This window comes from Bombilactobacillus apium, assembly GCF_013385145.1.
Taxonomy (GTDB): domain Bacteria; phylum Bacillota; class Bacilli; order Lactobacillales; family Lactobacillaceae; genus Bombilactobacillus; species Bombilactobacillus apium.
Genome location: NZ_JABZEC010000002.1, coordinates 286,870 through 304,117 on the forward strand (window position 1 = coordinate 286,870; position 17,248 = coordinate 304,117).

Here is a 17,248-nt window from a genome sequence, read left to right on the forward strand (position 1 = left end):
ATTCAAACTTTCTATCCCTTAGCTAATCTGCTACAATGAGGGCGATTACGGGAAGTTACCGTAACTAGATACGCCAATCAGTTAAAAAGATCAACCTCAAATTGAGATTGATCTTTTTTCTTGAACTAAATACCAACTAATACTACTCTTTTATGGCGACTATTTTTGATTTTTACGAATCAACTCAATGGCTAATCCTAACAAGGCAATCAGAAACATGTCCTCAACCAGAGTTGGTCCAACCAAATCCTTTTCGAACGTTTGGCCACTACCTTCGGTTACTGTTAATTTTAGCCTCTCAGTATCGTCTTCTTTCAGGAAAGTAACCCCATCTATTCCTTTTGGTATTAAATTTATATCCCAGATGAACAAGAGAAAATATTGTCCTACCGCGGCTTGACTACTCAAGAGTCGCGGTTTTTGTTATCATAAACGAGAGTCTTAGTGAAAAGAGGAAATTTAATGCGAACAGGAACTAAAATTATTACTTTAGATAATGGCTATCATCTTTGGACTCGCTGTGTCGGCCACGGCGAGATTAAATTACTATGCCTCCATGGCGGCCCCGGTGGTACCCATGAATATTGGGAGAATTTTGGCGACGAACTTGCTGATCTGGGCGTTGAAGTCTATATGTACGACCAATTGGGCTCTTTTTACTCCGATCAACCTGATTACAGTGACCCTGAAATTGCCGCTAAATACTTAACTTACGATTATTTCTTAGGTGAAGTGGAAGAAGTCCGGCAAAAATTAGGCTTGGATAATTTCTATCTAATCGGCCAATCATGGGGCGGCCTATTGGTCCAATTGTATGCTGCCAAATATGGTCAACACTTAAAAGGGGCCATCATCTCCAGTATGGTGGATGAAATTGATGAATATGTCCAAAGCGTTAACCAATGTCGCTTAGATACGCTTGGTCCTGATAAAGTCCACTATATGGAAGAAATTGAAGCTGAAAACCGGCTGGATGATCCAACCTACCAAAGTTATGTCGATATTTTGAACGCTGAATACGTTGATCGCAAGCAACCGGAAGCCATTCGCCACGTTGCTTCGACGATGGCTACCGCTGTCTATGGCGTCTTCCAAGGAGATAACGAATTTGTGATTACTGGGAAGTTGAAAGATTGGCATTTCCGGAAACATCTCTCGGAAATTAAAGTACCCACCTTGTTGACCTTTGGCGAACACGAAACGATGCCCTTAGCTACGGCTCGGACTATGGCAGAAAAAATCCCCCATGCGCGTTTGGTAACCACGCCTAACGGTGGCCACCACCACATGATCGATAACGCTCCTGTTTACTTCCAACATCTGAAACAATTTATTCAAGATGTTGAAACCGGAAACTTCAATGCTTAAAAATTATTAGAAAATAGACCATTGAAAAATAAAATTTTCAATGGTCTATTTATTTAGATCTCAAAATCTTTAGCTATTAAACTTTGAACTAATTGTTCTTCCTGAGGTGCCAAAACATAGTTTTGGCGATAAGCCACCGAAATATAGAAATGTTCCGGATAGTTTTCTTGTAACTTCAAACAGTGTAAATCATCTGCCGAACTGACTGCATCAACCACCAATAAAGAAATCCCTAAATTGGCTTGAACTAGGCCCTTAACCCAAGAGATATCCATCGCCCGATAGAGCAAAGGGGGGTCAATGCCAGCATACTGACAAAATTGCCGCCAAACATAAGGATGAACATATTGCTGGGTTAAGCCAATAAATTGTTCTTGGGCCAATTCGGAAAAACGGACCTCTTGCTGCTGCGCTAAAGAATGTTGCCGACTAGTGACAACGACAAAAGGCCGCTGTCCAATAATTTTTGTCTGAAGCCGAGGATTTTGGAGCGGCAAAGCTGAACCCAACAGTGCCAGATCAATCTTTCCCGTCAACAAAGATTCTAGAAGCTTTTGTGAGCCACTTTCGGTAATTTGGAGTTGATCTAACAGCCCTAACCGGAGTAATTCAGGAACCAGACGAGGAAAATAGGTCGTCCCAATAATTGGTGGCAAACCAAGGCGAATCTTGGGAGTTTGCGTCGCCAAGAGTTCGCGCCGGGTACTGACTAATTCTTGTCCCAACTGTCGCGTTCGTCGGTATAAAATTTGTCCCGGACGAGTAATCGTAATTTGTTGGTGAACATGATCCCTCTGGATTAGCTGGACCGCAAATTCCTTTTCTAAACGTTTAATTGCGGCCGTAACTGTCGGTTGAGAAACCTGGCATTGAGCAGCAGCCCGAGTAAAACTTCGACATTCCACAACTTTTTGAAAGTACTCGAGATCGCGGGTTTTCATCCTTGAACTGCCGTCCTTTCCAAAATCCCCTTTTGTGCAGCCAAGAAGATCGTCACAATCAATAAATCAGCACTCCCGCCTAAACTCCAATGTTGGGCCGTAAATTGTTGATCCAATTTTTGTAAATACTGGCTGCCGGCTACGGTCTGACTCCCGCCTAAGGCAAAATATTGTTGGACTTGTTGTTGGACTTGGGTCAAAACTTGGGGGCCATGAGCCCGTTTAATCAAGTTGGAATCTTGAATTTGGCCGACAATTTCCATCAAAGTATCCAAGAGACGTTGGTTAAGCGTCCCAGAGCTTCTTTCTAAACGGGGCAAAGCCTTTTCAATGACAATTGGAAAGCCAGCCGCTGCTTCTCCACGAATCCCTGTGAAACCATAGGCCTGATACTGACGCTGACCGGCAGTCAATTTGCCCTGTAACTGCTGGGGAGCAAAATCTATTTCTAACAACTGACTTAACATCTGGCAAACTACTTCGACAAAGTCTGGTTCAGGATGCTGCAAGCGATAGCCTTGTGCACAAACACTAATTCCTAAGGCAAAGATTGCCCCTTTATGCGTATTGACCCCCCCGGTAGCTTGCAACATGGTCTTTTCAGCCTCAATACCTAGCGGCCGAATTTGTTGAAAAAGTACCGTTAAATCCGGTCCTTGAAATTCGCTTCCAGCTTGAACACACTGGCGCAAGTAAGGTGCCAGACTCAAAGAACTGTCGATGAAGGTAAAAACATCCATATCCGGATGGGAGCCGTGACTCACCGGATCAACTAGTCCCGGCTTCGGTTGCACACTAACTTCATATAATAAGGCGCGCAAAGCATCGGTCACGATTTGATTTTGGGCCGCTAGCATTTTCAAATGATTACTCCTTCTCAATTCCTTGATGATACAAACGACTAATCACCGCTTGTAAATCCGCCACGGAGTGCCGGCGAGACCGGGCACACTCCTTGGCTGGACGTGAACAAATCAAACATTGGCGTAAAGGTTGTCCCAACTGGGTTCGAGAAATGGTCTGAGGATCCCCCTCCTGTAACAGATCGACATCAAATAAACGTCCCCAGAAATCTTGATCTTCAAAACGAATCGCCGCCTGTTTGGCAGTAACCAAATCTAAATCCGTCAAGACCATTAATTCATTGCCCGTGGGCTGATCCCAAGCAGTTTTCACCGTCCAAGTGCCCGGAAATTGGGCTTTCAGTCGCTCAATCCCCCTTTGAAATAAATCCCGCAGAGCAGCATTATTTTTAATCGGGCCAGGAATATTTAATTTCAAATCCAACAAAGTCGCCTGGGGATTTTCGGATAATAATTGCTGTTGGCGCGCCACTCTTTGATCTTTTTGTTGTAAAACTGCCGCAATATCTTGGGAAATTCCCGTTTGAAAAATATCTGCCATAATTCTCGCTTCCAAAAAATAGTAGTCTACATAAACCGGGTAATAAGGAGGACAGTTAACAATAATCCGAATGAGAGTTTGATTCCCATTCGGATTATTGTGTGTTGGACGGACTTGTCTGTCTTATAGGACACGTTTATTCGGATTGACCAAACGTGAGGACACTTTTGTCACAGTCTCTTCTATTCTATTATCTAATCTTTTACTTCTTTAATTTGATCAATTAAAGTTCCATCACGGTATTCAATTAAAGCTACGGTCCGATCAGTGAACTGTAAAGGTGTCGGTTGACCGACTTTCTTTTCAGCTAAGGCTTGGAGTTGATCAATCGGCAAAACTGGAACTCCCGGAATCTTACTCAAAGCAGCGATTAAATCTTCCCGCTTCGGGTTAATAGCAATCCCGTATTCGGTAACGACAACGTCAATTGAATCACCCGGAGTAACCACGGTCGTTACATCCGGAACAATTGTGGCAATCCGGCCCCGAACTAGAGGAGCACAGATAATGGTCAACTTAGCTCCAGCAGCATCTTGATGTCCACCAATGGCGCCTCGAATAACTCCATCTGAACCAGACATCACATTGACATTAAACTTCGTATCGATTTCCAAAGCACTTAAAATTGCTACATCAAGTTGATCGACCATGGCCCCTTTATTATCAGGATCGGCATACCAAGAAGCATCAATTTCTTGTTGCTTCGGGTTAGATTGCATTGATTCAGCCGCACCCTTATCGAAATCTTGGACATCCATGATCCGGTCGACTAAACCTTCTTCCAACAAATCGGTTGTTGGCTTGGTAATTCCCCCTAGAGCAAAGGAGGCTGTAATTTTAGCATCTAACATTGCTTGCCGCAAGTAACGAGTTACGGCTAAGGCAGCTCCACCAGAACCAGTTTGGAAAGAAAAGCCTTGTTTAAAGTATGGTGAATGAGTAATAACAGCATTAACTAAGGAAGCAATCTTTAATTCTTTTGGATCCTTCGTAAACCGAGTTGCTCCAGAACCAATCTTATCTGGATCACCGACTTCATCAACTTGAACCACATAATCAACTTGGGTTTGCTTGATAGAAGCAGGCGTGTTCGGGTAGTCAACTAAATTATCGGTCAAAAGCACTACTTGGTCAGCATATTGGGCATCCATGAGAGCATAGCCTAAAGAACCAAAGACCGCTTTACCGGCCATTCCGTTTGCATTACCCAAACGATCAGCATTGGGAACACCTAAGAAAGCAACATCAATTTTAATTTCGCCACTCTCAATTGCCCGAGCCCGATTCCCGTGGGAGCGGAAAATAACTGGATTCTTCATTCCTCCGTGAGAAATAAAGTCACCTAAAGAACCCCGCATTCCAGAACTGGTAATATTCGTAATGGTTCCTTTCTTGATGGCTTCGATTACGATATCATTCATCACTCCGGTTAAAGAGGAAGGAGCTAAAGTTAAATCTTGAATTCCACTATCAATAATTACGCGCATTACTTGATTGAAGACATAGTCACCATTCCGGAAGTGGTGGTGGAAAGAAATTGTCATACCATCTTTAACAGTTTTTGAGACAACATCTTGGATTGATTGGACAACTTTTTGGTCACCCATTGAGACATGAACCTTAGGTGCAACTCGTTGAATTTGGGGATCACCAATTTCAGTAGTTTGGTAAGCTTGATAATCAAGTTGTTCCATTAAATCTGTTGGCAATTCACGATTGACATTATTTTTCAAGGTAGTTACCCTCCTCATCGATAATTTGCGAAGCTTTTGCTAAAGCCATCACACGTTGAGCCCGCAAAACAACTGGTCGGTCAACCATTTGACCATTCATGGAGATAACTCCAGAACCCTTCATCTTGGCTTCGGCAATCGCATTGACCACGTTTTTGGCATTATCAATTTCCGCTTTAGTTGGTTCATAAACCTTATTAACCATTTCAATTTGCCGCGGATTAACCAAGGACTTGCCATCAAAACCAAGTTGATGAATATATTCAGTTTCGCGATAGAAGCCTTCGGTATCATTCATATTGGTGAAGACCGTATCAAAGGCAGCAATTCCCGCAGCCCGAGCAGCATGAAGCACCATTTGACGTGCAAATTGTAATTCTGCACCATCAGGATAACGATGAGTCTTCATATCGGTTGTGTAGTCTTCCGCAGACAAAGCAATCCCAATCATTCGTTCGGAAGCAGCCGCAATTTCGGGAGCATTCAAAACGCCTTGGGCGCTTTCAATTGCTGCCATCACCTTGGTTGAACCTTCAGCCCGGCTGAATTCTTTTTCAGCTGCTAAAACAGCAGCTTCCAAGTCAATCATCATTTGGGCATTTTCAACTTTTGGTAAACGAATGACATCAATTCCAGCCTTAACCATGGCCTTAATATCATTGTCGTAAAATGGCGTATCGGCACCGTTAATCCGAACAACTAATTCTGCGCCAGCATAATCTTGGCTTTGCAAAGCTTCGTAGATTAAGTCACGAGCAGCGTCCTTTTCAGTAATTGAAACGGCGTCTTCGAGATCAAACATAATCGAATCAGCGCCGTAAATTCCAGCATCTTTAACCATTGCTGGATTATTTCCGGGCACAAACATCATCGTCCGGCGTAAACGTTCTTTACTTGTAGCCATTTTATAAAACCTCCCAAGCAGGTGTCGCAACTGTATCGCAAGCACGTTGAGCAGCAGCGATGGTGCGAGCCTTAATTACACAATCCAAAGCACCTTTATCTACCACTTTAACTTTGGCGTTGGTAATTTCCATTTTCTTTAAAGTATCTGTAATCGTCTGCTTAATTTGGAGACCAAATTGCTTGGCGACATCTGATTCTAATTCAATTTCGATTCCTGCTGCTCCTGCAGCTAACATAATTTGAACATCGGAAGATTCCAAAGTTCCGGCAACCGCCGTCTTTTTAATTTCCATTAATTCTCATTCCTTTCTGAATCCGTGCTTGTAACTGCGTACAATGTTGCTTGATAAAAGTCGCTGTAGTTTCGGGAACTAAAGTTGCTAAATCATTTAAATCATCCGCGGCAATTTTTTGCCGAACTTGTGTCGCGGTAATATATTGCTCTTGAGCGGTCAACTTGCGAGGAATAATTTCCACGGCAACTTGAGGAGGTAATTCTTTTTGCAACACCTGATTGTAAATCCCCGTCGTCTTAGAAAGCGGTTCGCTCCCCAAAAAACGCGTTGTAATTTTACAAGCTGGAGCAATTAAATCGCGAAAGATCCGGGCATCAAGGGTTGTTTGATAAGTGATGGCGTCCGTTGAACTAGGCAAGAAATAAGCCGGAAAAGTTGCGTAACTAACCAAATAATCGCCCCCATTGACGACTATGACATGGCCCAAATCAGCAACTCCTGCTTGAACTAATTCTTGCCGTTCTGCCGTGGAAAAGAGGGAAGCATCCGTATTAACGACGAAGACATAAACATAATCATGCGTTTTTAAAGCTTGCTCAATTAAGTAGCGATGTCCCCAAGTAAAAGGATTGGCATTCATCACAATTCCGGCAACCTTGCTTGCTGGATTTACCGGCACTTGCGGTAATTGAGCTAAATAATCTTGGATATCCGGAGTCCCGGTTTCCAGGAGCACAGCCTCTTCGGTGCGAGCCAAGACCTTAAAGCCAACATGCTCAAAACTGACTACGTACTTGGGCTTGGTAAAAACCAATAGATGAAAAATATTATTTTGAAATAAGTGACTAGTTAAAGAACTAATGATCTTATTAAAACGCGCTCCCGGAACACTATTTTTCGAACAGACACCCACATACTTAATAATGTTTTGGGCGACTGAAGCAGTAGCCACCAAATCTTGGTCTTCATCATATAAGCCTAAGGTCAAATCAATTTGTTCAACTTCTGAAGAGGCAAAATTCAAAATCCCACGGGCAGTTAAAAAGTCCCGCCATTGCTGGTAAACTGCTGGATCTTTTAAGTTCAATTCCACTACCGGATTCATCTACAAGCTCCTCGATTTCTATTGGGGTTGATAAGCTAAAACCGCTTCGGTTACGGCAGGTACGACTTGATCATTGAAGACACCCGGAATAATATTTTCGGCTTTCGGATCAGAAACTAAGTTTGCTAAAGCTTGGGCAATCGCAGTTTGTAGGCCGTAGTCAACCCGTTTCAAATCGCGTTGTAACAAGCCTTTAAACAAACCGGGGAAAGCTAAAATATTATTAACTTGGTTTGGATACTGACTAGAACCCGTAGCAATCACTGCTGCTCCAGCCTTTTGTGCTACAGCAGGATCAATTTCCGGAATTGGATTAGCTAGAGCAAAAATAATTGGCTGAGCGTTCATTTGTTGAACATCTTCGGCGGTTAAAACATTCTTATCGGATAAACCAATGAAGACATCTTGCCCCGCAATTACATCACTCAAAACTTGATCTTGTTGCTGATTATCGACACCCAAGTCTTGGGCTAATTGGCGTTGATAGGAATTGTAACGCTGATCATTAGGTGTAATAACTCCGTGAATATCCACTAAAGTTAAATTCCGAATTCCTGCTTGGTAAAGCAACCGTGCGGTTGCCCAACCGGAAGCTCCGACACCATTGATGACGATCTTGAGATCGGCCAACTTCTTACCGACAACTTGAGCGGCATTGATTAAACCAGCCAAAACTACAATTGCAGTTCCTTCTTGATCATCATGATAAACCGGAATATCAACTAATTTTTGTAATTGTTCTTCGATTTCAAAGCAACGAGGAGCTTTGATATCTTCTAAATGGATTCCCGCAAAGGATAGGGAAATATTCTTAACCGTTTTGACAAACTCATCGATTGCTACTGGTTGAACAGCGACTGGTAGAGCGTCGATCCCGGCCAAGTCCTTATACAATAAGGCCTTACCCTCAATAACTGGTAAACTGCCTTCGGGACCAATGTCTCCGAGACCCAAAACGGCTGTTCCGTCACTAATTAAAGCTACTAACTTTCCGCTCAGGGTATATTTATTTTTTAAACTATGATCTTGGGCAATTTTTTTCGATAAAGCTGAAACTCCTGGAGTATAAGCTTTGCCTAAATCGGCCCGGTTCTTCACTTCTAAATCTGACTTGATATCTAAAACTCCAGTATGTTCAGCATGGAGTTTTAAGATTTCTGCCAATTCCGATTCTGACATCAGTGTGCATCTCCTCGTGAACAGGCTCAAATGCGAGCTTTGTTCTTATCTAAAAATCAGTATACACTGTTTTTTTAATTTTTCAAATTAAAGCTTATTTTTTAAAAAATTTAAAGCAGGCCATTACAGCTAAACTCTGCTAAAATGAGGATAATTAACTTTATAACTAGCCTAATCTTGCGCCGATTCTCAAAGGAGACTCCTATTAATGCAAAATATCGAAGCCGAAAGTCGCTTAGCTAATATTGCCCGCGACTATTACTTATCCCAAATGACTTTGGGCGAAATTTCGCAAAAATATCATTTAAGTCGTTATTTAATTACTAAATCTCTTAAAGAAGCTGTCAGTAACGGGATTGTCCAGATCCAAATCAAATCTCCCATCAATCGAAACCTGGAAATGGAAGCTAAGTTTAAGGCTGAATTTGGTCTCAATCAGGTTTATATCATTAAAGATACGGATAGTTTCACGGATCGAAGTGAAAATTTACTTGAATTTGCAGCCAATGTGATTCAAGAACAAATCAAAAACACCCATTTCGTAGCCATGACTTGGGGTTCGACCGTTTCGGGAATTATTAACCATTTTCAACCACAAGCTTTAGATGATCTCGTTTTTACCCCTTTAATGGGCAATGATCTCAAATACGATTCTCCTTCCGGCTCCACTCCACTAACTCAAAAGGCCGCCGCTAAGTTTGGTGCTCATTACTATACTCTTCCGGCTCCCCTTTACGTACTCGATGATCATACCCGCCAACAACTGGAACAAGAACCAGCCTTAGAAGTGGCTTTTAATGCTTTGCAGCAAGCTGATTACCTCTTTACCGGCTTAGGAACCGCAGCTTCTTTCGACAGTATTCCCACTTGGCGGGCTCATAAATCAGTAATTCTCGCCGGGGTCAATCCTGAAAAAATTGCCGGTATTCTTTACGGACGGCCCTTTGATCTGCAAGGACAAATCCTAAATTCAAAAACAGACAAAGCTTTAGGAGCTTCCATGGCTACCATTTTCCAAATTCCCCGGCGGGTCGCTGTAGTTCGCAGTAAGTTCAAAAGTACGGCCTTCTTAGCAGCTTTACGCGGTCAGTTGATTACGACGGCGATTACTAGCGAAGGAGTTGCTAATCGAGTCTTGCAGGCCCAAAAGCTTAAAAGTCAGTTCTAAGAAAATCAGTCATGACTTTTTGAAAAGCTACCGGCTGTTCCAACATTGGTAAGTGACCGGACTGCGCAATAACTTGGGCTTGACCTCGTGGAGCCATCTCCGCTGCGTGAGTCGCAAAGTCGGGATTAAAGAAAGGCGACTCTTGTCCGGCAATAAATAACTGCGGGCAAGTTAAGGTCAAAATCACATCCCGCCAGTCTTGGAGAGCGTGATCGGCTAAGAGAGGATAATTTAATTCCGGATCATAGGGGTTTTCTTCTTGTAAAACCTGGATTTCAGCATAGACATCATCGGGCATCTTTTGAATGGTAGCTCGCCCAAGTGGCAAACTCAAACTAGTAAAGAAGTTTTCGGACGTCAAATCTTTAAAGCCCCAGGACCAATCAGGTGTTTGCAACATTTTCGGACTTTGATCAAGATCGATCAGGGCCCGAATTTTTTTACTGCCAAATAAGGAACAGTATGCCCACCAAGTAGCTGCTCCTAAAGAATTCCCTAAGGCACCAAATTCCTTTAAAGCTAAATGTTCTACTAATTCGTGCACATCGGCTGCATGACGACTAATCCGTCGTCCCCGCCAAGTATGTTCAGATAAGCCTTGATTGCGGGCATCTAAGGTGATTACTCGATAGCCGGCTTTAACTAGAAAATCTTGGGTGGGGCGCCAAACAGCCGCAAAACAACCAATTCCCGACAATAAGATCCAGATTGGTCCTTGACCTTGATCAGTATAGTTGAGGCGGACGTGATCACTAGTGATTAATTCCATAATAAATGTAACTTCCCTTACTTTGAGATAGCTCCTAGTTTACCAAATTCCGATAACTTTCATCCAAATTGTTCCCAATCCACCCCAAATGACTAGATAAAAAAGTCCTAATAAAGCATTCAGTTTCCACCAAGAAGCTTGATCTACATACCCCGTTCCAAAGAGGACCGAAGCTGGACCGTTAGCATAATGAGTGGTCGAAGAATAGAGTGCCCCGGTAAAACCTAATAACATCGCAGCTAAAACTGGTGGGGCTCCCGCCGAAATAGCAACTCCCAAAAGAGCGCCATACATTGCTGAAACATGGGCAGTCCCACTCGCAAATAAGTAGTGAATATAGAAGTAAAAAAGCATTAAAATAGCCAAAACCCAGCCCCAACTAATCCCGGTTAAACTATGGCTGATCGTCTTGGATAGCCAAGGAATGAAGCCTAATTTATTTAATTCATTAGCCATGAAAATTAAAATTGAAAACCAAACTAAAGTATTCCAAGCACCTTTTTCTTGTAAAACATCGTCAACTGACAAAACTCCACAAATTAAGAGTAAGGAAACCGCCAAAAAAGCAACTAAAGCGGCAGATAAGTCAATAAAACTCGATAACATCCATAAGACTAAAGCTAAGATAAAAACGGTAGCCATTATTTTTTCAGGTAGCGATAAGCGCCCCAATTTCTGGAGTTCATCTTCAGCCCAAGCTTTAGCATTCGGCGTATCTTTAATTTGCGGCGGATATAACTTATAAATCAGGTAGGGAACCACTAGCAAACTAATTAATCCGGGAACTATGGCGGCACAAAACCAACCCATCCAAGTTAAGTTGACATGGAGCGTTTTGGCCAAGCTAACAGCCACTAAATTCGGAGCCATGGCGGTCATAAACATTCCACTAGTAATTAAATTTCCGTGAAATTCGGAAAAAACCAGAAAAGAGCCCATCTTTCTTTCGCTGCCATCACCAGCTCGGGAGCCAAAAGTTTCCGCCAGAGCTTGAATAATTGGATAAACAATTCCTCCCGCCCGGGCTGTATTACTAGGTGTCGCTGGCGCTGTAATAAGATCAACGCCAATCAAGGCGTAAGCCAAGCCCAAAGTCCGTTTACCAAACAACTTCACGAAATTCAAAGCAATGCGATGGCCCAAGCCCGTATTAATAAAGCCCCGCGACATAAAGTAGGCCATGGCAATCATCCAGACAGTTCCATTGCCAAAACTACTCATCGCCACATCCATCGGCACCACTTTCAACAAGACGGTCAAAGTAATTCCGATGATAGCCACGCCGGTAATAGGTAAGGGCTGAGTAATACAGCCAATAATTGTCGCCACAAATAAGGCTAAAATATGCCAAGCAGCACCGGAAACTCCTTCCGGTCGCAGAGGAGTAGCCAGCCAAAAGGCTAGGCCGATTAAAACCGGCCACAAAAATTTGCGATATTTAATCTGATATAACTGCATCTTCTTTCCTCACTTTAAATGTCTTTTAAAATCTTCTGTAATTGGGTTGCTGAGTCTTGCATTTTAATTTGTTCGCCAGCTGTTAGAGGAACTTCTAAGACTTGAGCAATCCCCGTATTATTCAAGATAGCTGGTGTTCCTAGATACAGATTGTCTAAACCATACTGCCCCGTCAAAGGAGCAGAAACTGGCAAAACAAGATTTTGATTTTCTAAAATAGCCTGACAAATTTTCCCCAAATAACGGGCAACTCCGTAAAAAGTTGCTCCTTTAGCTTGAATAATTTTGCCACCTTTTTGATGGACAGCGGCTTCCAGCTCCGCTTTTTCCGTGGCAGTTAAAGTGGCAACTTCTTGAAAAGGCCGACCGTCAACCGTAATTTCCGAAAAGTTGACAAAGGAACTGTCGCCGTGCTCTCCCAGAACATAAGCATTAATTCCTTGCGGATCAGCAGCGATTTTCCGTGCCAAGGCTACTTTAAAACGAGCCGTATCTAATAAAGTCCCGGTTCCAATCACCCGCCGGCGGTCAAAGCCTGACAATTCGGCGGTTAGTTGCGTCAAAATATCCACTGGATTACTAGACACTACAAAATAACCAGCAAAACCACTAGCGACAATTGGTTCAATAATACTTTGAAGAATTTTACGATTTTTATTGATCAAATCGAGCCGCGTTTCGCCGGTTTGGCGAGGAACGCCAGCGGTAATCACGACAATATCAGCATCTTGTGCTTGGGCATAAGTACCCACGCTAATCTTTGTTGATCGACTAAAGGCCTGCAAATCTTCCAGATCCCAAACGTTTCCTTGAGCAAAGTCGGCTTTAACATCGACAATCATCAATTCCGCGGGCGCGTAAGTCTGTAATAAAGAAAAGGCAAAAGAGCTACCTACAGCTCCGGCACCCACTAACATAATTTTTGGTTGGGCAAAATTCATTCTTCTCATCCCCCTATTAAAGTTTTGCAATATTTAAAGGCTTGTTGTCCAGCTTGGCGGCCAAAAATAACCGTTTCGGCAATCGAATTTCCTCCAATGCGGTTATTACCATGGAGACCGCCTGCAACTTCACCAGCTGCGAATAAACCGGGGATTACCTTTTGTTCAGGAGTCAAAACTTGCGTCAATTCATTAATGACCACGCCCCCCATCGTGTAATGAACCGCCGGGGCAATATGAATCGCGTAAAATGGTCTCGTAGTTAAAGTATGGCGGCCTGTGGTCCGGCCCAAGGGATCAAGCGCCTTTTGAGTAACCACTTGGTTCCAATTTTGGATTGTGGTAGTCAATGTCGCTGGCTCCCACTGATTTTGTTGGGCTAAGCCGGCCCAAGTAGTTGCCGTCAAAACGAGGCCAATATGATCATAAAATTCGATGGCTTGAACCCTTTGACGAACTTCCTGATCAAAAATCAAGCTAGCTTTACGCCCCGGCAAGCAATCAATTGCGGCCGTTACTTCCTTCCGGGTTGCTAACTCATTGACAAAACGCTCCCCATTTTGGTCAACCAGAATGGCTCCTTCTCCACGAACTGCTTCACCGATCAAGAAGGCATGGTCACTTTCTTGTTGAACTGTCGGATGAACTTGGACTTGGTCCATATCTACCAAGTCCGCGCCCGCTGCTTGCGCCAACTTAATTCCATCACCAGTCGCTCCGGGCTGATTAGTCGTTTTTAAATTACGTAAATCAGGTCGGTATTTTTCTAAAAGTTGGGAACTAGCTCCAAAACCGCCCGTCGCTAAAATAACCGCTGCCGCAGCAATCGTCTTTTCTTGACCAGCTTGTTTAACTTGAACTCCACTTACTTTTCCCTGCGCTTGTAAAATCTGCGTAACTGCAACTTCGGTAAATAAAGGAATTTGAGCTTGGGCAATTTGTTGCAAAAGTTGATTAACTAAGAAACCCCCAATGGGCGCCATGGAAGCTGGACGATGAGTCCGCTTAATTTTCATGCCACCAGTAATCGTCAAATCGGTCAATTCAATCCCATGTTGGGCCAGCCAATCAATCGCTAAGGCACTATGTTCGGTAAAGTAGTGCAACAAGTGAGGATTATTCTTTTGTCCCCCACCTTGCAAGGTATCTTGGTAAAATTCCGCGAAACTATCGACAATCTGATGTTGCAATTGAATATTAGTCTCCGCAGCATTCATTCCTGAAGATGCCCGGGTTGTATTGCCCCCAATTTGGGTATTTTTTTCTAAAATCACGGGATGCAAGCCTAATTCATAGGCTTGTAAGGCACTAGTTAAACCAGTACCCCCAGAACCAATAATTATTAAATCGTACTGTTCTTGTAACTGAGTTGGATCCGTAGGATGAAAAACAAATTTTGTCGCCATAATTAATCCTCCTGAAGGTTTTGAATATTAGTCATTTTTAAAGGGACCACCCATTGTTCAAACTGTTCGGCCGTCACTTTGCTAGAAGCTAAAGCGGCCTCTCGTAAACTTGTCCCTGCTTGTTCAGCTGCTTGGGCAATTTGGGCACTCGCATGATAGCCAATATGAGGTGATAAAGCTGTGACCGTCATCAAAGAACGATCAACTAATTCGGACATCCGTTCTTCATTGACAGTTAAACCAGCGATCATTTTTTCAGCAAAAGCGGTCATGGTTTGGGTCAATAATTCGGCTGATTCTAAGAAGGCACTAATCAAAACCGGCTTATAAACATTCATTTCGAAGTTCCCCTGACTAGCCGCTAAGTCAACCACGACATCATTTCCCATAACCCGCACGGCCGCCATGGTGATTGCTTCTGCTTGAGTGGGGTTAACCTTCCCCGGCATGATTGAAGATCCCGGTTCATTAGCCGGAATATTTAATTCACCGTAACCAGCTCGTGGGCCACTGCCCAAGAAGCGGACATCATTAGCAATCTTCATCAAATCTGCCGCCAAAGTTTTCAAGGCTCCGTGAACAACATTGAGACCGGAATGAGCGGCTAAACCCGCGAACTTATTGCTTTGGGCGGTAAAGTTGACTCCATAACAAGCACTCATTTTTTCGGCAATTAACTCCGCAAAATGTGGGGCGGCATTGAGACCAGTTCCGACGGCGGTTCCGCCCATCGCTAATTCATTGAGAGTTGGGGCTAACTGTTCTAAATATTGGTAATCATGTTCCAACATGCTGACCCAGCCACTAACTTCTTGACCAAAAGTCAACGGGGTCGCATCTTGTAAATGAGTGCGGCCGATTTTAACGACCTTCCAATAAGTTTTCTGTTTAATTTTTAATTGGGCAATTAAATTAGCCAAGGCTGGCAATAATTCTTTAATGGCTACCGCCGCCGTTATATTCATTGCTGTCGGAAAAATATCGTTAGAACTTTGGCCTTGATTAACATGATCATTCGGTAAAATTTCCACGGTCGAATCTAGTTTCTGAGCTAGGTGGGCGACGACTTCATTCACGTTCATGTTCGTTTGCGTTCCGGAACCAGTTTGATAAATTACTAAGGGAAAGTCGGCCCTCAATTGTTGATCATCTAAAGCCAATAATTGATCAATGGCTTGAACAATCAGCTGGGCTTTAGTTACCGCTAAGTTTCCGGCGACTTGATTAGCTTGAGCAGCGGCTTTTTTAATTTGTAAAAGAGTTTTAATCAAAGCTAGAGGCATTTTTGCTCCGGCTTGAAAATTATTGCGACTCCGTTCTGTCTGGGCACCCCACAAGGCAGTAGCCGGAATTTGAACAGTGCCTAAGGTATCAGCTTCCGTACGATATTCAGTCATCTTAATCTTCTCCTTTGGTGAATTAATTCACAATTGCTATTTTAAATATACTAACTTAATTCCATGATAGTCAAATTTTAATAAAGTGATTACTTTTATTTATTATCTACTTCCCTGCCGCGATACTCCTGAAGTTTGGTACACTAAAGTAAAAACTGGTCATTATCAAAATCGAGGAGGTTTTCTTATGAAATATACAATTTATTGCATCCGTCACGGACAAACTTGGTTTAACCATTATCAAAAAATTCAGGGTTGGTCAGATACTCCCCTCACCCCGGCCGGAGAAAAGGTAGCTCAACAAGCTGCCGAAAAATTAGCCACGGTTCCTTTCGCCGCTGCTTTTTCATCCGACGCTCGCCGAGCAATTGATACTTGCCAAATTATTACCGCGGCTAATTGCCGCCATGACCACTTGCAGCCGCAAAAATTGACCGACTTTCGGGAAAGTTTCTATGGTTCTTTTGAAGGAATGTTCTCTGCCGAAGCTTGGTACCAAGTTCTGGCCCCTCACGGTTACAAAAGTCTTGCCGACTTAGGTCCCGAAGTCAGTTATGACCAGACCAAAGACTGGATGAAGGAAGCCGATCCCTTCCACGACGCAGAAAATGCCACAGAGTATTGGACTCGAATCGACCACGGCTTTGACTATCTTGATACCTTAGCTCACGAAGGGGATAAAATTTTACTTGTCAGTCACGGTAATACTATCAAATCTATTGCTTCTAAATACGGCGATGGTTCCTTTACTGTTAACTCTACTCCAGCAAATTCCAGTCTGACTCTCATTACCCGCGACCAAGGTCAAACAATTGTTACAGATTATAATCACTCCTTGATTGACTAAAAATTTTTCCAGAAAAACTCAATTCAAGCTAACAACTACTTTGATGGCTAACCAAAGCCACCAGCACCAGGGGCAATAACTTTAGCAATAAACCCCGACAGCCGGTGAAAGCTGCTAACTAAATTACTCCTAAAATTTGTCAACGAGTTGGTTTTGAAACTACAACTGAAATTCTCACTTTAGAAAATAAAGAATAACAGCCACAAAAAAAAACGATTGAAAAAATGAGCTTATTTTTTCAATCGTTTTTTAATTTAAGCCAGATGACGATCAATCCAATTTCCAACCAAAGATAAACCAAAGCAAGTGATGAAGTAAAGCACTGCCAAGGCCGCGAACATCGGCAAGATGTAGTTGGCATCTTGCCCATAAATGACTTGAGCATGTTGC

At 43.0% G+C, this 17,248-nt stretch carries 17 protein-coding genes; 3 read left to right on the forward strand and 14 right to left on the reverse strand.

The genetic code is table 11. The features are described from left to right. Positions 1-159: 159 nt before the first annotated feature. Positions 160-372 carry a hypothetical protein gene (locus tag HU830_RS03385; RefSeq protein ID WP_176942374.1) on the reverse strand — a complete coding sequence of 71 codons (213 nt, stop codon included), beginning with the start codon at positions 370-372 and terminating at the stop codon, positions 160-162. Between the two features lie 90 nt (positions 373-462). Between HU830_RS03385 and HU830_RS03390 the strand changes: the two genes are divergently transcribed. Further along, a complete protein-coding gene (locus tag HU830_RS03390) occupies positions 463-1,368 on the forward strand; it encodes a proline-specific peptidase family protein (RefSeq protein ID WP_176942375.1) in 906 nt (301 codons plus the stop codon). Positions 1,369-1,421: 53 nt separating this feature from the next. Here HU830_RS03390 and HU830_RS03395 read toward each other — a convergent pair whose 3' ends face one another. The 8 genes from HU830_RS03395 to HU830_RS03430 form a co-directional block, all read right to left on the reverse strand. Next, positions 1,422-2,309: a LysR family transcriptional regulator gene (locus HU830_RS03395; protein ID WP_176942376.1), complete on the reverse strand. Its 888-nt coding sequence runs from the start codon at positions 2,307-2,309 to the stop codon at positions 1,422-1,424. After that, positions 2,306-3,166 carry a triphosphoribosyl-dephospho-CoA synthase gene (locus HU830_RS03400; protein ID WP_176942407.1) on the reverse strand — a complete coding sequence of 287 codons (861 nt, stop codon included), beginning with the start codon at positions 3,164-3,166 and terminating at the stop codon, positions 2,306-2,308. Before HU830_RS03400 ends, HU830_RS03395 begins: the two co-directional genes overlap by 4 nt. 10 nt (positions 3,167-3,176) lie before the next feature. Further along, positions 3,177-3,713, reverse strand: a complete 537-nt coding sequence (citX, locus tag HU830_RS03405) for a citrate lyase holo-[acyl-carrier protein] synthase (protein WP_176942377.1) — start codon at positions 3,711-3,713, stop codon at positions 3,177-3,179. A gap of 194 nt (positions 3,714-3,907) precedes the next feature. Beyond that, positions 3,908-5,446 (reverse strand): citrate lyase subunit alpha, encoded by a 1,539-nt coding sequence (gene citF, locus HU830_RS03410; protein ID WP_176942378.1) that lies wholly within the window; start codon positions 5,444-5,446, stop codon positions 3,908-3,910. Continuing rightward, positions 5,436-6,350, reverse strand: coding sequence for a citrate (pro-3S)-lyase subunit beta (gene citE, locus HU830_RS03415; RefSeq protein ID WP_176942379.1), 915 nt, complete (start codon positions 6,348-6,350; stop codon positions 5,436-5,438). Before citE ends, citF begins: the two co-directional genes overlap by 11 nt. Before the next feature lies 1 nt (position 6,351). Next, complete coding sequence (gene citD / locus HU830_RS03420) at positions 6,352-6,645, reverse strand: citrate lyase acyl carrier protein (protein ID WP_176942380.1); 294 nt, start codon at positions 6,643-6,645, stop codon at positions 6,352-6,354. Beyond that, positions 6,635-7,693: a [citrate (pro-3S)-lyase] ligase gene (citC, locus tag HU830_RS03425; protein WP_176942381.1), complete on the reverse strand. Its 1,059-nt coding sequence runs from the start codon at positions 7,691-7,693 to the stop codon at positions 6,635-6,637. Before citC ends, citD begins: the two co-directional genes overlap by 11 nt. A gap of 18 nt (positions 7,694-7,711) precedes the next feature. Continuing rightward, positions 7,712-8,872: an NAD(P)-dependent malic enzyme gene (locus HU830_RS03430; RefSeq protein ID WP_176942382.1), complete on the reverse strand. Its 1,161-nt coding sequence runs from the start codon at positions 8,870-8,872 to the stop codon at positions 7,712-7,714. A 208-nt stretch (positions 8,873-9,080) separates the two neighbouring features. Here HU830_RS03430 and HU830_RS03435 point away from each other — a divergent pair, with 208 nt between their 5' ends. Next, on the forward strand, positions 9,081-10,040 hold the full coding sequence (locus HU830_RS03435; RefSeq protein WP_176942383.1) for a sugar-binding transcriptional regulator: 960 nt from the start codon (positions 9,081-9,083) through the stop codon (positions 10,038-10,040). Here HU830_RS03435 and HU830_RS03440 read toward each other — a convergent pair. From HU830_RS03440 to HU830_RS03460, 5 genes are read right to left on the reverse strand one after another with little or no spacing between them, the layout of a single operon-like run. After that, positions 10,024-10,809, reverse strand: coding sequence for an alpha/beta fold hydrolase (locus HU830_RS03440; protein ID WP_176942384.1), 786 nt, complete (start codon positions 10,807-10,809; stop codon positions 10,024-10,026). The two genes, HU830_RS03435 and HU830_RS03440, sit on opposite strands and share 17 nt — an antisense overlap. A 39-nt stretch (positions 10,810-10,848) precedes the next feature. After that, positions 10,849-12,267 carry an anion permease gene (locus tag HU830_RS03445; RefSeq protein ID WP_176942385.1) on the reverse strand — a complete coding sequence of 473 codons (1,419 nt, stop codon included), beginning with the start codon at positions 12,265-12,267 and terminating at the stop codon, positions 10,849-10,851. Between the two features lie 14 nt (positions 12,268-12,281). Then, a complete protein-coding gene (locus tag HU830_RS03450; RefSeq protein ID WP_176942386.1) occupies positions 12,282-13,208 on the reverse strand; it encodes an L-lactate dehydrogenase in 927 nt (308 codons plus the stop codon). A 5-nt stretch (positions 13,209-13,213) separates the two neighbouring features. Then, entirely contained in the window at positions 13,214-14,614 is a 1,401-nt protein-coding gene (locus HU830_RS03455; protein ID WP_176942387.1) for a flavocytochrome c, read from the reverse strand. Between the two features lie 2 nt (positions 14,615-14,616). Continuing rightward, positions 14,617-16,011: a class II fumarate hydratase gene (locus HU830_RS03460; RefSeq protein ID WP_176942388.1), complete on the reverse strand. Its 1,395-nt coding sequence runs from the start codon at positions 16,009-16,011 to the stop codon at positions 14,617-14,619. 187 nt (positions 16,012-16,198) lie between these two features. Here HU830_RS03460 and HU830_RS03465 point away from each other — a divergent pair, with 187 nt between their 5' ends. Beyond that, the gene (locus tag HU830_RS03465; RefSeq protein ID WP_176942389.1) at positions 16,199-16,858 is read left to right on the forward strand and encodes a histidine phosphatase family protein; all 660 of its coding nucleotides are present in this window, start codon (positions 16,199-16,201) and stop codon (positions 16,856-16,858) included. Positions 16,859-17,248: the final 390 nt, after the last annotated feature.